We start from the raw sequence: 17071 nt of genomic DNA on the forward strand, positions 1-17071 counted from the left end.
CGTCCCGCCTGGAGATCACCGCCCGCGCGCGCGCCTGAGCAGCGAGCGCAGGATCTCCTCTGCATGTGTCCACAGCAGCGACCCTCCCGCCTCCGGGAGCACGCGCCTCTCTGCCGCACGCAGCCGCCCGGCGAGCGACGCCCCGAAGTCCGGCGAGTGCACCGTGCTGGTGTCCCGCGCGCCGTACCACAGGTCGACCGGCGCGCGGATGCTCCCTGGATCGAACGGCCACGGGCTCATCGTCAGCACCGTGTCGCGCGCATAGCCGGCCGGCCCCTGGGAGAACGCCTCATCCATCGCGCGCCGGTACGCGCGCTCGAACACCGGGGCGGTGTACACGGCGCGGTCGACGTCCGCGAGCGCCGCGATGACGAAGCTCCACATCGCCTCGGCGCTGAACCCGGCGAAGAACGCCTCTGCGCGCCCCGGGTCCGTCGCCACCAGCTCCACGAGCCGGCGCACGTCCGGCACGAGCGCATCGGCGAACACCGGATTCGCGAGCTCATCGGTCCCCGCGACCACGGCCACGCCGACCACCACGCCGGCCGCCGCGCAGGCCAGGGCGAACGGCGCGCCCGCCGAGAACCCCACGGCCGCCACGCTGGACAGCCGCCGCGCCTCGACGAAGCGCCCCATGTCCTGCGCCCAGTCGCCGAGCGTGCGCCCCGGGGCCCGGTCCGACGCCCCGAGCCCCGGACGATCCACGGAAATCAGCCGCACGCCGAGCCCGTCGACGACGTCGCCCCCGAACCCCATCGATCGGCTCGTGGCGCCGCCGGGGCACAGCAGCACGGGGAGGCCGTCCTCCGGTCCCCACTCCGCCCAGCCCAGCTGCCGGCCGTCGGGGAGCGCCGTCTTCCCGAGCCGGACCGGCTCCACCACGCCTCTGATCATGGCCGCACGCTACTCGACCTGCGCCGAGGAGGCCACGCTGCGACCGTCGAGGACCGCAGCGCAGGGCGGGGTGGCGCGCTGTGCCTCCGCGGCGCGGCGTCGCGACCGACCGGGGTCAGCGAGGATGGACAAGGGAACTGACGCGGGATGCGGGACGCGGGATGCGTGCGTGCTGCGAAGTTCCGCGTGGAGGCTGCATCGACCGCCGTGGTAAGGTGATGCTGCCCAGGGGGTGAGCTGGTGCATCGGAAGAGGGCTCTGCTGGTCGGCGATTCTCGGCTGCTCCTGTGCATCGAGCGGGTCCCGTCGGGCCGCCCGGCCCCGCGGGGGATGCCAGGCAGCGACGGCGCGCCGGCTGGAGGAGGGGGCAGGCCATGATCGCGGTCGTCGAGCCGGGCACACGCACCCTCAGCGACGACGAGTTCGCGCTGTTTCAGCACCTCGTCAAGCGCCTCTCGGGCATCTCGCTGGGCCCGCAGAAGAAGCCGCTTTTGCTCTGCCGCCTCGGGCCCCGGCTCCGCGCGCTCGGCCTCCGCAGCTTCGGCGAGTACTACCGCCGGGTGACGGCCGCGGGCGGCGAGGGCGAGCTCGTGCACATGCTCGACTGCATCTGCACGAACGAGACCCATTTCTTCCGGGAGCGCGAGCAGTTCGAGCTCCTCGAGCGCGAGATCCTCCCGGCGTGGCGAGAGAGCGCCGGCTACGGCGCGCCCGACCGCGGAGCGACCCACGCGCGCGTCCGCCGCCCGCTGCGCGCGTGGAGCGCGGCCTGCTCGACCGGGGAAGAGCCCTACTCGATAGCGATGTCGCTGCTCGACAGCCTGTCCTCCCCGGAGCGCAGGGGCGCGGCGGGACAGGCGGCGCTCCGGGGAGGCGGCGCGCCGACGGGCGCTCCGGGGATCGGCGTCCTGGCGACGGACCTGTCCGTTCGTGCGCTCGAGCAGGCGCAACGCGCGGTGTGGCCGATCGAGCGGGCCTCGGAGATCCCGGACGAGCGCCTGCGCGCCTACATGCTCCGCGGGAAGGGCGCGAGCGCGGGCCTGATGAAGGCGGGGCCGGAGCTACGCCGGCTCGTCACCTTCCGGCGCTTCAACCTGCTCGACGCGGCGCCCGAGCGATTCGGCCTGTTCGATCTGATCTTCTGCCGGAACGTCTTCATCTACTTCGACGCCGCGACGAAGGCGTCGATCGTGGCGAAGCTCATCGCCAGCCTCGCGCCTGGAGGGTACCTGTTCCTCGGCCACGCCGAGGGCCTTCACGGGACGGACCCTCGTGTGCGGTGCGTCGCGCCGTCCGTGTATCGGCTCCAGCCCCCGGCGGGGCTCAAGGGAAGCCGCAAACACTAGTCTCGACCTGAACACGGCTGCGTGGTGTCAGAGGCGAGCTGCTCCCAGCCGTCGGTCGCCCGCCGCGGGGTGCGGTGCGTGGTGCGTGGTGCGTGGTCAAGGATGGATGTTGAGCTGGTAAAGACCTGATTCCTCGAACGCGCCGTCGACCACGATGACGATGGTCTGCCCTGCGTCGAGCGACACCGTGACCTTCGACGTGAACAGGTGCACTTCGTCCCCGAGCACGTCGTCGTTGCACGCGAGCTCCTCACCCCAGCAGTCCCCGTCGAAGACGGCGAGCACGGTGTCGTGGTCGGAGCCGACCGTATCGATCGTGTACGTCCTCGCCTCCGGCGCGGTGAACAGATAGACCACCTCGGGCGCCTCGATGCCGCCGCAGCTCGCGTCCACCTTGGCGAGGCTCCCCGCGGTCGTCCCCGTCACGGTCTGCGAGGCGAGGGGCGTGAGCTCGATGGGCTTATCGCACGTGCCGGAGCCGTCGAACAGGTCGACGTTGAGCACGTAGTCGCCCTCCGCGCCGTGGCCGTCGACGCTGATCAGGGCGGTCTGGCCGGCGTCCAGCCACACGAGCATGCTCGAGTCCGTGCCATCGTTGACGCAGGCGATCTCGTCGCCTTCGCACCCGCCGTCGCGCACGGACAGGACCGTCTCGATCGTGGAGCCCACCGTGTTCATGCGGTAGAACCCCTCCTCAGGCGCGGTGAACGTGTACGTCGCCTCGCCGCCGGGGGCCGAGGCGCATGAGGGCGCCAGGAGATCGGGATAACCCTCGCTGTTGCCCGTGACCGACTGCGGGACCGCGGCCTCGAGCTCGAAGAAGGGGCACGGCGGCACGTCCCGCTGGTCGACGCTGAGCGTGTACTCGCCGCTCGCCGAGGGGCTGTCCACGACGACGATCACGGTCTGGCCGGCGGAGAGGAACAGGCTCGCCCGCGAGTGGGTGACGACCCCCGCGGGGTCCACGTTGTCATTGCACCTGAGCGAGGGGCCCGTGCACGAGCCGTCCCGCACCTCCAGGACCGTATCGAGCGCGGAGCCGCCGGTGTCGAAGATGTAGAGCGCGTCGGCCGGGGCGGTGAAGCGGTAAGTCGCCTCGGGCGCCCCGCGAGAGGCGCAGTCGGGCGCGAGGTGATCGGCGAGCTCCGCGGTCGTGCCCGTGACCGTCTGCGGCACCGTCGAGCCGAGATCGAGGAACGGGCACGCCACCTCGCTGACCTCGAGCTGGTAGTCGCCCGTCGGGCCGGCGGTGTCCACAACGACGATGACGGTCTCGTCGGCCGCGAGCGGGAGCGTGATGAGCGCCGGCTCGAACAGGGCGTCCGCGCACGCGACGAGCTCGCCGGCGCACGAGGCGCGGCGCACCTCCATGAGGACGGGGAAGCTCGAACCGGTCGCGTCGAACGTGTAGAGGCCCTCGCGCGGCGCGGTGAAGCCGTAGGTCGCCTCGCCCCCGGTCGAGAAGGTGGAGCAGGCCGAGATCAGGTTGCGGAGGTGCTCGTTGTTCCCGGTCACCGTCTGCGGCAGGGTCGCGCCGAGCTGGACGCCCGGGCACGGGGGGGCCTCGAAGATCTCCAGCGTGAAGCTCGCCAGCGGGCCGGCCGGGTCCGCCACGGCGACGAGCACCGTCTGACCGGCCTCGAGCGTCGCGAACGCGTTCGACTGGCCGGTGCCATACCGGCAGTCGAGCGAGGGACCCGTGCAGGTGCCGCCGTCGAGGACCTCGACGATCAGGTCTGACGCGGCGTACGCGCTGAACACGTAGGTGCCGTCCGACGGCGCCGTGAAGGTGTACGTGGCGTCCACGGCCGAGCTGATGTCGCACGCGGCGTACACCGTGTCCTCGCGCAAGACGGTCGTGCCCGTCACCGTTTGCGGGACGACGGGGTCGAGCTTGGTCGGTGTGCACTCGACGGGCCCGGGCTCGGCCACGCGGAGCGTGAAGTCGCCCTGCGCGCCGCGCGCGCCGCTGACCACCACGAGGATGCGCTCGCCGCCTTCGAGATCGACGGAGATCTGCGACTGGAAACCCCCCGCGTTGTCGTTGCAGGCCAGCTCGTCGCACGTGTCCGCCCGCAGCGCGCCGAGCGTCGTGTCGTAGGAGGACTCGAGCGTGTCGAACAGGTAAGTCCCCGCGCGAGGCGCGGTGAACAGGAACGCCTGATCGGCCGCGCCAGACCCGGAGCAGGTCAGCCAGCGGCTGTCGTCGGCGCCGATCGTGGTGCCGCGCGCCCGCTGCGGGACGGCCGAGCCGATGTCCTGGGAGGGCTCCGCGCTGCAGGCGCAGGCGCCGCCCTCGCAGGGGCGCCCGGGGTCGCAGGCGCGCTCGCACCGCCCGCAGTGCTGCGGATCCGCGGCGAGGTCCACGCAGCTGCCGGCGCACTCGGTCAGGCCCGCGAGGCAGCTCTGCCGGCACATGGATCCGGCGCACGCGCGGCCCGGCGGGCACTGCGCGCCGCACGCGCCGCAATGGTCCGGGTCGGTGCGCGTATCCACGCAGGCGTCGCCGCAGCGCTTCACGTAGCGGCCCTCGCGGCACTCGGGGGGGCCGCCGCCCTCGCCGCCGCCGTCACCCCCGCCGCCGCCCTCGCCGGCCTCCAGCGGCTCGCAGGCGCCCTCGACGCACGCCGCGCCGGCCGGACATTCCTGGCCGCACGCGCCGCAGTGCTCCGGGTCGAAGCGCAGCGCCACGCAGACCCCGTCGCACACCGTGTAGGGGGGGTCGCAGCGCGGCGCCAGGGCCTCGTCGTCGCCGCAAGCGGCCATCGACGAGAGGACCGCGGACAGCCAGAGCACCGCCCGCGAGAGCGCGTACCCGAAGCGAAATCCGTCTCTGTTCATCGGCATCCCCCTGCGGCACGCGCCGTCGAGACGCTCGGGCGGGCGGAGAGCGCGAGCCCCTCTCCGACGTTCGGCTCCCGGGCCCCGCGCTGGTGGTTGATGGCTGACGTGGTCGCTCCGCACATCCGACCCTGCCATCGAGGCCTCGCCGCGCCGGCCGGCGACGACCCGACGGCGGCTCGGCCGGGTGGGCCGCTGCACGATCGTGCCCCACGTCGGGAAGCGAGGTCAAGGCGCCGTCCGGCAGGCTCTTCGGGAGAGGCCGAGCGCTTGCGGGAGCGACAACCGCTCCACCCCTTGCTAGAACCGCCCGCATGTCGCGGCCCGCGCGCCCTGAAGTCCTCGCTCCCGCCGGCGATCGCGCCGCCCTGGAAGCCGCCGTGCGCGGCGGGGCCGATGCCGTCTACTTCGGCCTCCGGGGGGGCGCCGCGGGCAGCGGCGCGGCGTCGCCGTTCAACGCCCGCGCGCGCGCCGCGAACTTCGACGCGGCGGAGCTCGAGGAGACGGTGCGCTTCCTCCACGCCCACGGCGTGAAGGCCTACGTCACCCTGAACACGCTCGTGTTCGACGACGAGCTCCCGGCGGTCCGCGGCGCGATCGAGGCGTGCGCCGCGGCCGGCGTCGACGCGGTGATCGTCCAGGACCTCGGGGTGATGCGCCTCGCGCGCGCGCTCGCGCCCGGGCTCCCGATCCACGCCTCCACGCAGATGACCTGCACCGACGCGGCCGGCGTCGAGCTCGCGCGATCGCTCGGCGCCGCGCGCGTCATCCTCGCCCGGGAGCTCTCGCTCGACGACATCGCCGCCATCCGGCGGGCGACCGACGTCGAGCTCGAGGTCTTCGTCCACGGGGCGCTCTGCATCGCCTACTCGGGCCAGTGCCTGACGAGCGAGGCGATCGGCGGCCGCAGCGCCAACCGCGGCGCCTGCGCCCAGGCGTGCCGCCTTCCGTACCGCCTCGTCGTCGACGGCGCGCTGCGCGACCTCGGCGACGCGGCCTACCTCCTGTCGCCGGAGGATCTCGACGCCACCGACGTCATCCCCGACCTCGTCGCGCTCGGCGTCGCCTCGGTGAAGATCGAAGGGCGCCTCAAGGGCCCCGAGTACGTCGGCGCCACGGCGCGGCTCTACCGCGCCGCCATCGACGCGGCGCTCGGGGAGGGGGCGGGCCCCGGGGCGACCGACCGGGAGGCGGCGCTCCAGGCGTTCTCGCGGGGCTCGGGCCCCGGCTTCCTGCGCGGCGTCGATCACCAGCGCCTCGTCGACGGCCGCACCTGCGATCACCGCGGCATCGAGGTCGGCGAGGCGCTCGGCGCCGGGCGCCGGCGCGGCCACGAGGTGCTCGTCGTGCGCGCCGCCCGGCCGCTCGCGCGCGGCGAGGGGATCCTCGTGGAGGGTGGGTTCGCCGGCGAGGGCGAGATCGGCGGCCGCATCTGGGGCCTGTGGCTCGACGGCCGCGAGGTCGAGCGCGCGCCGGCCGGGGGCGACGTCGAGGTCTGGCTCGGGCCGGATCGGCGGCTCCCGGAGGACGTGCTGCGCGGCGCGCGGGGGCTGCGGGGGCGCCGGGTCTTTCGCACGAGCGATCCTGCCGCCGCGCGCGCGGTCCGCGACGCGCTCGACCGCGCCCCGCGCCGCGTGGCGATCGACGTCCGGCTGGAGGGCCGCCTCGGCGAGCGCCCGCGGCTCTCGGCGACCATCGAGGGCGGCGTGTCGGCGTCGGTCGAGGTCGACGCCCCGCTCGGCCGCGCCGATCGGTCGCCGCTCGACGAGGCTACGCTGCGGAAGCAGCTGGATCGGCTTGGCGACACGCCGTTCGTCCTGCGCGGCGTCGGCCTGTCGCTCGACGGGCCCGCCCTCGTGCCGCCGTCGGCGCTCAACCGCGCCCGCCGGGCGCTCGTCGCCGCGCTGCTCGAGGCGTCGCACCGGCCCCATGCGTCGGCGCCGCTCGCGATCGAGGGGCTCGTCGCCGGGGTCGCTCCGCCGGAGGCGCCGCCGCCAACGCCCGGCCTCTTCGTGTTGTGCCGCAACGTGGTGCAGGCGCGCGCCGCGCTCGACGCCGGCGCCAGCGGCGTTTACCTCGATTTCCTGGAGATGGTCGGCCTCGGCGCCGCGGCGCGCGAGCTGATGGCGGCGGGGGCCTGCGTGGGGGTGGCGCCGCCGCGGATCCGCAAGCCCGGCGAGGAGAAGATCGACCGCTACCTGCTCTCGCTCGGGCCGGCGGCGATCCTGGTCCGCAGCCTCGGCGCGCTGCTCGACGCCACGCCGGGCGTGCCCCGGATCGGCGATTTCTCGCTGAACGTCACGAACAAGCTGGCGGCGCGCGAGGTGCTCTCGCGGGGGCTCGCCGCGTTCACGCCGTCGTTCGACCTCGACGCCGCCCAGCTCGAGTCGCTGCTCGACTCGCCGTTCGCGCCGTTCGCCGAGGTGGTTGTGCACCACCCGATGCCGCTGTTCCACATGGAGCACTGCGTGATCGCAGCGACGTTGTCCGAGGGCAAGGATCACCTCACCTGCGGCCGCCCGTGCGAGCAGCACGCGCTGTCGCTGCGGGACCGGGCGGGGATGGATCACCCGCTCGAGGCGGACGTGGGGTGTCGGAACACGGTGTTCCACGCGGCGCCGCAGAGCGCGGCGCACCTCGTGCCGACGCTCGCGAAGAGCGGCGTGCGGCGGTTCCGGATCGAGCTGGTGCGCGAGGACGCCGAGGGGGCGCGGCGGGTGGTGGAGGCGTACCGGCGGCTGCTCGCCGGGGAGGTGGCGCCGGCGGAGGTCGCGCGCGGGCTGCGGGCCGAGGGGAGCTACGGCGTGGTGCGGGGGTCGCTGCGCGTGCTGCAGGCGTGAGAGGGCGCCGCCACAAGGGAGCGAATCGTGTCGTGCGCACGACCCCGAACAGCGGAGCTCTCCTGCGTCCCGGTGCTCATGACGACCCCAGTCCTGGGCAAGCCGGAGCGGGGCCCCAGAGACGAAATGTGAACGTTCACAATCTCCATGTCAACTCGAAACGTCCGCCGGCCACCGTCCTCGCGTCCCGAGGCTAGACAGGACTCCTCCGGAGCGCCGCGTCAAGAGGGGCGGGCGGGCATCGGGCCGTCAGCCCCGCTCTCTCCCGGGATCAAGATGCTTACAGACCGGTCGATTGGAATTGACGTTCGTCATGTGATCGTTCACATTCCTCACCGAGGGGTATCCTTGTCGCTGCGCCGTGCTCCGGTCGCCGTGCGTACCGAGGCATTCGTTATCCTACCGATTTTTGCACCAGCTCCGTTCGCTCGGTCGTCGCGGGAGCGATCTCCGAACGATGGGGGATTTGTATCGGGCCGAGGGTGTTCCACCAGAGAACACGGCATACCGCGCTCGTTCGGCGGCTGTCGTGAGATCTCGAGTGCTGTTCACCGGAGATGATTCCTTCAAAGATCCGGCGGTGCTGGCGGCGCGGCTGGACGACAGCCGTCGGGATGGCGTAATCTATGTTGAAGAGCATGAACCCTCGAAACTACGTGTCACGGCGGACGTTCCTGACCATCCTAGGCGCAGCGTCCGTCGCCGCCGGCTGCTCCCGCGAGGGAGGCGACGCCGAGCGCGCCGCCCAGAAGCCGGCCTCGAGCGCCGAGCCCGCGGGGCGGAAGCCGAAGAAGCTGTCCGAGATCGTCGTCGGCTTCTCGCAGACGGGCGCCGAGAGCTCGTGGAGGATCGCGCACGGCAAGTCGATCCAGGAGGAAGCGGAGAAGCGCCACGTGCAGCTCCTCTTCGCAGACGGCCAGAACGTGCACAACAACCAGGTCAACGCCGTCAACGGGTTCATCACCAAGGGCGTCGACGTCATCGTCATTGCGCCGCAAGAGTCTGTCGGCTGGAAGCCCACATTGAAGGAGGCCAAGCGCGCCGGGATCCCGGTGGTGCTCACGAGCCGGGGCGTGGACGCTGACGAAGATCTGTACGAGACGGTGATGGTCGCAGACTTCGTCTGGGAGGGGCGCCGGGCAGGGGAGTGGCTCGCGAAGCAGACGAACGGCAAGGCGCGCATCATCGAGCTCGTGGGCACGCCGGCGGCGGACGTGGCGGTGATGCGCAAGACCGGCTTTGCCGAGGCGATCGCGAAACACCCGGACATGAAGATCATCGCGAGCCAGAGCGGTGACTTCACGCGCACCAAGGGAAAGGCCGTGATGGAGACGCTGCTCTCGGCCCACAAGGGCGAGATCAACGCCGTCTACGCTCACAACGACGACATGGCGCTCGGGGCGATCCAGGCGATCCAGGCCGCGGGGTTGAAGCCCGGGCAGGATATCCTTGTGATATCGATCGACGCCGTGAAGGCGGCGTTCGAGGCCATGATGGAGGGGAAGCTGAACGCGACGGTCGAGTGCAACCCCATGCACGGCCCCCTGCTCTTCGATACGATCGACAAGATCGTGCGCGGTGAGAAGGTGCCGAAGCGCACGATCGTCCCCGGCCAGATCTTCGAGCGCGAGCAGGCAGCGGCGGTCATCAGCTCGCGGCCCTACTGAAGAGGGGTCGGCGCCGGCCTCGCTGCGGCGGCGCGAGCACCATCACGCTCGTGAGCTCGCTCGTCGCGCGGCACTCACCTACGGAGCAGCAGCCGCATGCCTGTCTCGAACGCCTTGCTCTCTGTCGAGGGCCTCAGCAAGTCCTTCCCCGGAGTTCGCGCGCTGCACGACGTGCACGTCGAGGCGCGCGCCGGCGAGATCCAGGCGTTGATGGGGGAGAACGGAGCCGGCAAGTCGACGCTGATCAAGCTGCTCACCGGCGTCTATTCCCCCGACGCCGGGACGCTGCGCCTCGGCGGCACGGTGATCCGGCCGACGTCTCCCCGCCACGCAGAATCGCTGGGGATCAGCGCGGTGCACCAGGAAATCAGCCTGATCCCGCACCTCTCCATCGCGGACAACATCATGCTGGGCCGGCAGCCTCGGCGCTTCGGCCTGATCGACGGGCGCGCCGTCCGCGCGAAGGCTCGTCAGGCCCTCGCGCGCCTCTCGCTGGAACTCGACGTGTCGCGATCGGTGGCGGCGCTGCCGACCGCGCTACAGCAGATGGTCGCTATCGCCCGCGCGCTCGCCGTGGACGCGCGGATCCTGATCCTGGATGAGCCCACCTCCAGCCTGGATGAAGCGGAGACGCTGCGGCTCTTCGACGTGATGCGGGGGCTGAAGGCGCAGGGGTTGGCGATCCTCTTCGTGACTCACTTCCTGGATCAAGTCTACGCGGTCAGCGATACGATCACGGTGCTCAGGAACGGCTGCCTGGTCGGCCAGTACGCGAGCGGCGCGCTGCCTCGCCTGGAGCTCGTTCAGGCGATGCTGGGCGTCAAGCTCGGCGAAAAAGACAGGGCCGCGTCAGGCGGCCCTGCCGGTCCCGGAGGGGGGGAGAGCGCCGCGGAGCCGGCGCTCTCCGCGCGCGGCCTCGAAAGAAAGGGGGTCATCGGGCCGATCGACCTCGCGCTGCGGCCCGGCGAGGTGGTGGGGCTGGCGGGGCTGCTCGGCTCGGGTCGAAGCGAGACCGCCAGGATGCTCTTCGGGATCGAGCCCGCCGATCGCGGTGAGCTCGCGGTGAACGGACGTGCGACCGAGATCGAGGCGCCTCGGCAGGCGATCCGGGCCGGCCTCGCGTACTGCCCGGAAGACCGCAAGGTGGATGGCATCATCCCGAACCTCTCCGTGCGCGAGAACCTCGTGCTCGCCTTGCAGGCCTCCCAGGGGGCGCTGCGGGTGCTCCCGCGCAACGAGCGGGATCGTCTGGTCCAGCACTACATCGAGGCCCTGAGCATCAAGACGCCGTCCCCCGAGACGCCCGTCAAGCTGCTGTCGGGCGGCAATCAGCAGAAGGTGCTGCTCGCGCGTTGGATGGCCATGCAGCCGCGGATCATGCTGCTCGACGAGCCCACGCGCGGCGTGGACATCGGCGCCAAGCTCGAGATAGAGGCGCTCGTGAAGTCGCTCAGCGAGAAGGGGGTCGCCACGGTCTTGATCTCGTCGGAGCTCGAGGAGATCGCGCGCAACTGCTCCAGGGTGGTCGTCCTGAGGGACCGCAAGCAGCAGGGCGAGCTCGCGGGAGAGTCGGTGACGCCTTCGTCGATCATCCAGGCCATCGCCCATCAGAAGGAGGCGCCCGATGCTTGAGAAGATCGCGGAAGCGGCGCCCACGAACGCCAACCTCACGGGCATCGGGATCCTCCTCTTCACCGGGTGCGCCGGCGCCATTCTGCTCGTGCGCGGGCGCCGCGAGGCCTGGCCTCTGCTCGGCCTCCTGGTGCTCCTTCTGTTCAACTCCGTCCTGTCCAAGAATTTCTTTTCGATCGTCGAGCGCGACGGCGCTTATTACGGGACGCCCATCAACCTGCTCAACCAGGGCTCGGAGGTGATGCTCCTCGCGATCGGCCTGACCCTGGTGATCGCCGTCAGGGGCATCGACTTGTCGGTCGGCTCGGTCATGGCGTTGTCCGGCGCTACCTGCGTGATCCTGATGAAGGAGGCTCACTGGGGGCCGCTCCCGGCTGCGCTCCTGTCCCTCGTCGTCGCCGGCGCCGTCGGTCTGTTCAACGGCGCGCTGGTGACGGCGCTGAACATCCAGCCCATCATCGTGACCTTGATCAGCATGGTCGGTGTCCGCGGCGTCGCCATGCTCATCACCCGCGCCGAGCCCGTCACGCACACGGACGCGACGTTTGCGTTCATCGGCAACGGTCACGTCGGTGGCTTGCCGTTCTCCATGGTGCTGGTGGCCGCCGTGTTCGTCGTCGCCGCGCTGCTCTGCCGGAGGACGGCGCTCGGTCTGTTCATGGAAGCGATCGGCGACAACGAGCGGGCGAGCCGCCTCGCAGGCGTCGACGATCGCCGCATCAAGCTCTGGTTGTACGGCTTTTCCGGCCTGTGCGCCGGCATCGCCGGGCTCGTGGCCGCCTCGTACATCTCCACGGCCGACCCCGATCGCGTGGGGCGCCTGCGGGAGCTGGACGCCATCTTCGCCGCGGTGATCGGCGGTACCGCGCTCACCGGCGGGCGCTTCTATCTGGGCGGCACCCTGATAGGAGCGTTGTTGATACAAACGCTCTCCACCACGATGTACATCCAGCACGTCCCCTCGGAGATCGAGCCGATGCCCAAGGCCGGCGTGATGCTGCTCAGCTGCCTGCTCGTTTCGGAGGAGTCGCGCCGGCGGCTCGTCGAGCTGCTCGGGCTCAGGCGGTGGCGGTAGCGATGCGCAGCTGGGATCGGCGGGATCTGCCGCTCGTGGTGACCGCGGTCCTCCTGATCGCGCTCTACTCGGGGGTGCTGGTCTGTTACGACGCGGCGCGCAGCCTGCGTTTCTTGGTCGACCTGATCAAGGGCAACGCGGCGATGGGCCTCTGCGCGGTGGGCATGACCTTCGTCATCCTGTCGGGGGGTATCGACCTCTCGGTCGGCTCCGTCGTCGCGCTCACGACGGTCCTCGTCGGCACGCTGGTCGCCGGTGGGTGCCACCCGCTGCTGGCGTTCTGCATCGGCCTCGCGGTGGCGGTCTCGTTCGGCGCGATGACGGGGCACCTGATCCATCGTTTCTCTCTGCCCCCGTTCCTTGTGACGCTCGCGGGCATGTTCTTCGCCCGCGGCGCGGCGTTCCTCGTCAGCATGCAGCCCATCGGCATCGATCACCCTGCGCTGGACTGGATCGTCGATGAGCTCGGCTTCGCGCTGAGGATCCCGGGCCTGGACCGAACCTGGGTCCCGGCGACGGCGCTCTTGTTCTTGATGGTCGTCGTGCTCGGCGTGGTTCTTGGCCGCAGCACGAGCTTCGGCCGGAACGTCCTGGCCATCGGCGGGGACAGGCAGGCCGCGCTGCTCATGGGGGTGCCGCTGGGCGCCACGACGGTGTGTCTGTACGCGTTGTGCGGCTTGTGCGCGGGCCTCGGCGGGGTCACGACGGCGCTGGTCGACAGCGCTGGAAAGCCGAACATCGGCGCCGGGCTGGAGCTCGAGGCCATCGCCTCGGTGGTGATCGGTGGCACGCTGCTGACCGGGGGGGCCGGCAGCGTCGTCGGCACCGTGATGGGCGTGATGATCACGGGCATCGTGCGGGCGGTGATCAACCTGGATGGACGGCTGCCGTCGCCCTGGCACCACATCAGCATCGGGCTGCTGCTGCTCGTCTTTATCGTCATGCAGCAGGTCCTGATCCGGTCGGCCCCCGCAGCCAGGGGGGTGGAGAACGTTCATCCTTGATGATGCTGGAGAGCGAGGAGCGATAGAATGAGCGAGACCAAGCGAATTCTGGTCACCGGGGCGGCGGGCAAGGTCGGCCAGGCATTCATCCGCAGGTTCCTGTCGAACCCCGGGTTCGAGGCATGGAAGGTCCGCGCGCTGTGCCACAACCGCGTGCTGGAGCGGACGGAGCGCGTGGAGGTGCTGCGGGGGGCCATCGAGGACAGGGCCTTTGTCAACGAGGCGACCGAGGGCGTGAGCCACGTGCTGCACCTGGCGACAAGCAAGGAGACCCCCGAGAGCATCATGGACGTGGCCGTCAAAGGCATGTTCTGGCTGCTGGAGGCCTGCCGCGTCAGCCCTGCGTTCCAGCAATTCATCTTGGTCGGGGGCGACGCCGGGATGGGCCACTTCTTTTATCCGCACCCCGTCCCGGTCACGGAGGCGCAGCGGCACAGCGCCTACCCGGGCTGTTACGCGCTGTCCAAGGTGCTCGAGGAGGTCATGCTCGAGCAGTATTACATTCAATATGGGCTGAACGGGTGCTGCCTGCGCGCGCCGTGGATCATGGAGAAGGACGACTTCAAGGCGCAGCTATCCTTCGGTGACGACGTGTTCGGAGGGCCGAGGTGGCGCGATCTGGTCGGTGCTGAGGCGGCAGAGGGGTACGTCCGCTCGGGCGCCGTGCCGGTGATGCTCGACCCTGGCGGTGAGCCGGTGAAGCGTAACTTCGTGCATGTGGAGGATCTGGTCACCGCGATCCTGAAGGCCATCAATCATGAGAAGGCTCGCCAGCAAACCTTCAACATCTGCATGGACGAGCCTGTGGACTACGGGGAGCTGGCGCGTTACCTCGAGACGACGCGGGGCTTGCCGAGCGTGAGGGTGAAGACGCAATTTCATTCGACTTGGCTGGACAACTCGAAGGCGAAGTTTCTGCTCGGCTGGCGGCCGCAGTACGACTTGGCGAAGCTCACGGACGCCGCCTTCGACCACGTGCGCGCGCCCGATGACCCGCGCGTCACGTGGTACCCCGGTTGATGGGGCCCCGTCTCCCCACGGCGACCCGTTCCCGTGGTGGACGCGCCTGACGAATACGTCGACGCCGAGCCTCTCTGTTACGAGACGGGCCCGCCTACCAGCACCGTCGCCCGGCGGTTCGGCGTGCGCGCATAGGCCTCCACGACGGCCCGGCCCACGCTCGCTGCGCGCCCGCGCTTCACCAGGGCCACGATCGCGCCGCCGAAGCCGCCGCCGGTCAGCCGGGCGCCGAAGACGTCCGGCTGCGCCCGCGCGCTCTCCACAAGCTCGTCGACCGCCGGCACGGACACCTCGAAATCGTCGCGCATCGACCGGTGGGACGCGTCGAAGAGCTCGCCCAGACGGCGCAGATCTCCTGCGCGGAGCGCGGCCACGGCGGCGAGCACACGGGCGTTCTCGGTCACGACGTGGCGCGCGCGCCGGTCGAGCGGCGCCGGCAGCGACGCAATGCGCGGCTCCACGGTCGCGTCGACGTCCCGGAGCTGTGGGACGCCGAGCGCCGCGGCCGCGCGCTCGCACTCCGCCCGCCGAGTCTTGTAATCGCCACTGGCGTGCTGGTGAGCCACCCCGGAGTCCACCACGAGCAGCTCGGCCTCCGCGGGCAGCGGGATGCGCTCGAACGCGAGCGTCCTCGTGTCGATGAAGAGCGCCGTGCTCTCGTCGGCGAGGCTCGCGGCCATCTGATCCATCGTCCCGACCGGCGCGCCCACGAAGTCGTGCTCCGCGGCGTGTGCGATCCGGGCGATCTCCACATCGTCGATGGACAGGCCGAGCATCGCGCGCAGCGCGCGGGCGAGCGCCACGAGCAGCGAGGCGCTCGACGACAGCCCGCTTCCGAGCGGCACCGTCGACGCGATCCTCGCGTCGAAGCCCGGGATCGAGGCGCCCCGGCCGCGGAGGACCGCGGTGATGCCCTGCACGTAGTCGAGCCACAGGCCGCGGCGCGACTCCTCTCCAGCGCGGAACGAGAGCTGGGCGCCGCCGTCCACGTTCGCCGTCGCGACCTGGATGAGCCCGTCCTCCCGCGGCGCGATCTCGACGCGCGTCTTCTGCGGGATCGCGGTAGGCAACACGTACCCGCCGCTATAGTCCGTGTGCTCGCCGATCAGGTTCACGCGCCCCGGCGCCTCGGCCAGGAGCTTTGCCGGACGGCCGAAGATGACCTCGAAGGTCTGCCCCTTCTCCCTCATCGCGATGCACCCATGTTCACGGGGGGATAGGAACCCAAAGTTTCCGGAGGCGTCAAGCCACAACTGCGGTATCTGCGCCGGATTGGCAGGACAATTTTTTATCTGATCCGCCCACTCTCTTAGAGTAGAGGGGCCGACGAGCGGCCAGCGGGAGCGGGGCCGACGAGCGGCCAGCGGGAGCGGGGCCGACGAGCGGCCAGCGGGAGCGGGGCCGACGAGCGGCCAGCGGGAGCGGAGCTGACGAGCGGCCAGCGGGAGCGGGGCTGACGAGCGGTCAGATCAAAACGCGAGCACCTCGCTGCCCGACGCGAGCTCGCACGCGCCGTCCTGGGGATCACCGCCCGTGCGGAGGATCTCGGACGGCTCCGGCTCGCGGTAGACGCCGGAGAGGGCGACGTCGACCATGCGCAGGATCGCGCGATCGAGCTTGGTCACGTAATAGCAGGGGATCGTTGGCTCCTTGTGCGTCCCGCCGACCCCGGAGTCATCCGTCAAGAAGAGGTATCGCCCGCCCGTCAGCTGTGCGGCAGAGCGCATGCTGAGCTCGGTGAGCTCGTCGACGCCGCTCGACGCGACGGGATAGACGGCCACCCCGAGGTCCTTGAGGGCCCGTATCCCGCCCGCCATCGCCGCCGCGTTGTTGTCGTGGTGGGGCGCGTCCGCGACCCAGAAGGCGAGGCGCGCGGTGGTGTCGTCCGCGCGCCAGGAGAGGTCGGCCGCCTTGGAGAGCGCCATGTCCGGCGCCTCCGGGAAGTCGCCGCCACCGCCGGCCGCCTGCTCGGCGAGCTTCTCCTGGAACTCGTCGGGATCGGAGCGGAAGTCGAACCACCGGACGACGTAGTCGTCCTCGGTGTCCCTGTACAGGACGAGCGACCAGCGCTGCTGGGCGTTCGGGTACTTGGCGAAGATGGAGTCGGAGAGCGCGATGAACTCCGTCTGGAGATACGTGATCTCATCACCCATGCTGCCGGTCGTGTCGATGACGAGCGATACGTCGAGCGTCTCCTTTTTTCCCGGAGGCGCCGCGAAGAGGCTATGCGCGGCCTGGTGGTCGGCCTCGGTGAAGGGCAATACGCCCGGGAGCGGCTGCGAATAGAGCGTGCTCCGGTACGAGAGGAAGAAGTCGAAGTTGCGATTGTCGTCCCAGACGCCCGCGGTGAGCGTGCCAGGTTCGATGGTGCCTCCGCCGCCTGCACCTCCGCCGCCTCCGCCGCCTGCGCCTCCGCCGCCGCCTGTGCCCACACCGACCCCGGGAGAGGCTCCGTCCGAGGGCTCGGCGCCCTCCGACACACCTCCTGCAGCGGCTGAGCCAAAGGCGTCACCCTCGCCAGCGCCGGCGCCCCTCCCCGGGATCTCCCCGTCGCCGCCCTCGGCCGGGCTCGATCCGACCGAGCATGCGCCTAGCGCGAGAAGGCTTCCCACCATGAAAGCGAAGCGGAAATGGGTGTGCATCGGGATCTCCTCGGCCGCCAGGGTCGTCACGTGCCGACGTCGGACGCGGCCGGGCATGCTGCGAAGCACGGCGCGTACCGAGCCATACCCGTGTCATTTCAGGCGCTTAC

Annotated in this window: 11 protein-coding genes; 7 read left to right on the forward strand and 4 right to left on the reverse strand. The window is 70.9% G+C overall.

What is annotated here, in order from left to right; all coding sequences use genetic code 11:
* Positions 1 to 15: 15 nt before the first annotated feature.
* The gene (locus WME90_RS11425; RefSeq protein WP_437281126.1) at positions 16 to 894 is read right to left on the reverse strand and encodes an alpha/beta fold hydrolase; all 879 of its coding nucleotides are present in this window, start codon (positions 892 to 894) and stop codon (positions 16 to 18) included.
* A gap of 374 nt (positions 895 to 1268) precedes the next feature.
* On the opposite strand from WME90_RS11425, the gene WME90_RS11430 reads away from it, so the two are divergent.
* Positions 1269 to 2240 (forward strand): CheR family methyltransferase, encoded by a 972-nt coding sequence (locus WME90_RS11430; protein ID WP_437281127.1) that lies wholly within the window; start codon positions 1269 to 1271, stop codon positions 2238 to 2240.
* 96 nt (positions 2241 to 2336) lie between these two features.
* Here WME90_RS11430 and WME90_RS11435 read toward each other — a convergent pair whose 3' ends face one another.
* Positions 2337 to 5081, reverse strand: coding sequence for an MXAN_6577-like cysteine-rich protein (locus tag WME90_RS11435; protein WP_437281128.1), 2745 nt, complete (start codon positions 5079 to 5081; stop codon positions 2337 to 2339).
* Between the two features lie 314 nt (positions 5082 to 5395).
* On the opposite strand from WME90_RS11435, the gene WME90_RS11440 reads away from it, so the two are divergent.
* From WME90_RS11440 to WME90_RS11465, 6 genes are all read left to right on the forward strand, one after another.
* Positions 5396 to 7921: a DUF3656 domain-containing U32 family peptidase gene (locus tag WME90_RS11440; RefSeq protein WP_437281129.1), complete on the forward strand. Its 2526-nt coding sequence runs from the start codon at positions 5396 to 5398 to the stop codon at positions 7919 to 7921.
* A 638-nt stretch (positions 7922 to 8559) separates the two neighbouring features.
* Complete coding sequence (locus WME90_RS11445) at positions 8560 to 9588, forward strand: ABC transporter substrate-binding protein (RefSeq protein WP_437281130.1); 1029 nt, start codon at positions 8560 to 8562, stop codon at positions 9586 to 9588.
* A gap of 96 nt (positions 9589 to 9684) precedes the next feature.
* Positions 9685 to 11220, forward strand: coding sequence for a sugar ABC transporter ATP-binding protein (locus tag WME90_RS11450; RefSeq protein ID WP_437281131.1), 1536 nt, complete (start codon positions 9685 to 9687; stop codon positions 11218 to 11220).
* Positions 11213 to 12295 (forward strand): ABC transporter permease, encoded by a 1083-nt coding sequence (locus WME90_RS11455; protein ID WP_437281132.1) that lies wholly within the window; start codon positions 11213 to 11215, stop codon positions 12293 to 12295. Before WME90_RS11450 ends, WME90_RS11455 begins: the two co-directional genes overlap by 8 nt.
* A gap of 2 nt (positions 12296 to 12297) precedes the next feature.
* On the forward strand, positions 12298 to 13299 hold the full coding sequence (locus WME90_RS11460; protein ID WP_437281133.1) for an ABC transporter permease subunit: 1002 nt from the start codon (positions 12298 to 12300) through the stop codon (positions 13297 to 13299).
* A 27-nt stretch (positions 13300 to 13326) separates the two neighbouring features.
* The gene (locus WME90_RS11465) at positions 13327 to 14319 is read left to right on the forward strand and encodes an NAD-dependent epimerase/dehydratase family protein (protein WP_437281134.1); all 993 of its coding nucleotides are present in this window, start codon (positions 13327 to 13329) and stop codon (positions 14317 to 14319) included.
* A 77-nt stretch (positions 14320 to 14396) separates the two neighbouring features.
* Here the strand turns inward: WME90_RS11465 and galK are convergent, their stop codons facing one another.
* On the reverse strand, positions 14397 to 15509 hold the full coding sequence (galK, locus tag WME90_RS11470) for a galactokinase (RefSeq protein WP_437281135.1): 1113 nt from the start codon (positions 15507 to 15509) through the stop codon (positions 14397 to 14399).
* A 279-nt stretch (positions 15510 to 15788) separates the two neighbouring features.
* The gene (locus WME90_RS11475; protein ID WP_437281136.1) at positions 15789 to 16961 is read right to left on the reverse strand and encodes a vWA domain-containing protein; all 1173 of its coding nucleotides are present in this window, start codon (positions 16959 to 16961) and stop codon (positions 15789 to 15791) included.
* Between the last annotated feature and the right edge of the window lie 110 nt (positions 16962 to 17071).

The sequence above is a fragment of the Sorangium sp. So ce375 genome, from assembly GCF_051473855.1.
Classification (GTDB): Bacteria; Myxococcota_A; Polyangia; order Polyangiales; family Polyangiaceae; genus Sorangium.

Excerpts from the sequence above, each read along its gene's own strand:
- WME90_RS11445 (WP_437281130.1), top strand. The coding sequence starts at position 8,560 with ATGAACCCTCGAAACTACGTGTCACGGCGGACGTTCCTGACCATCCTA.
- galK (WP_437281135.1), bottom strand. The coding sequence starts at position 15,509 with ATGAGGGAGAAGGGGCAGACCTTCGAGGTCATCTTCGGCCGTCCGGCA.
- WME90_RS11435 (WP_437281128.1), bottom strand. The coding sequence starts at position 5,081 with ATGAACAGAGACGGATTTCGCTTCGGGTACGCGCTCTCGCGGGCGGTG.
- WME90_RS11430 (WP_437281127.1), top strand. The coding sequence starts at position 1,269 with ATGATCGCGGTCGTCGAGCCGGGCACACGCACCCTCAGCGACGACGAG.
- WME90_RS11450 (WP_437281131.1), top strand. The coding sequence starts at position 9,685 with ATGCCTGTCTCGAACGCCTTGCTCTCTGTCGAGGGCCTCAGCAAGTCC.
- WME90_RS11460 (WP_437281133.1), top strand. The coding sequence starts at position 12,298 with ATGCGCAGCTGGGATCGGCGGGATCTGCCGCTCGTGGTGACCGCGGTC.
- WME90_RS11455 (WP_437281132.1), top strand. The coding sequence starts at position 11,213 with ATGCTTGAGAAGATCGCGGAAGCGGCGCCCACGAACGCCAACCTCACG.
- WME90_RS11465 (WP_437281134.1), top strand. The coding sequence starts at position 13,327 with ATGAGCGAGACCAAGCGAATTCTGGTCACCGGGGCGGCGGGCAAGGTC.
- WME90_RS11440 (WP_437281129.1), top strand. The coding sequence starts at position 5,396 with ATGTCGCGGCCCGCGCGCCCTGAAGTCCTCGCTCCCGCCGGCGATCGC.
- WME90_RS11475 (WP_437281136.1), bottom strand. The coding sequence starts at position 16,961 with ATGCACACCCATTTCCGCTTCGCTTTCATGGTGGGAAGCCTTCTCGCG.
- WME90_RS11425 (WP_437281126.1), bottom strand. The coding sequence starts at position 894 with ATGATCAGAGGCGTGGTGGAGCCGGTCCGGCTCGGGAAGACGGCGCTC.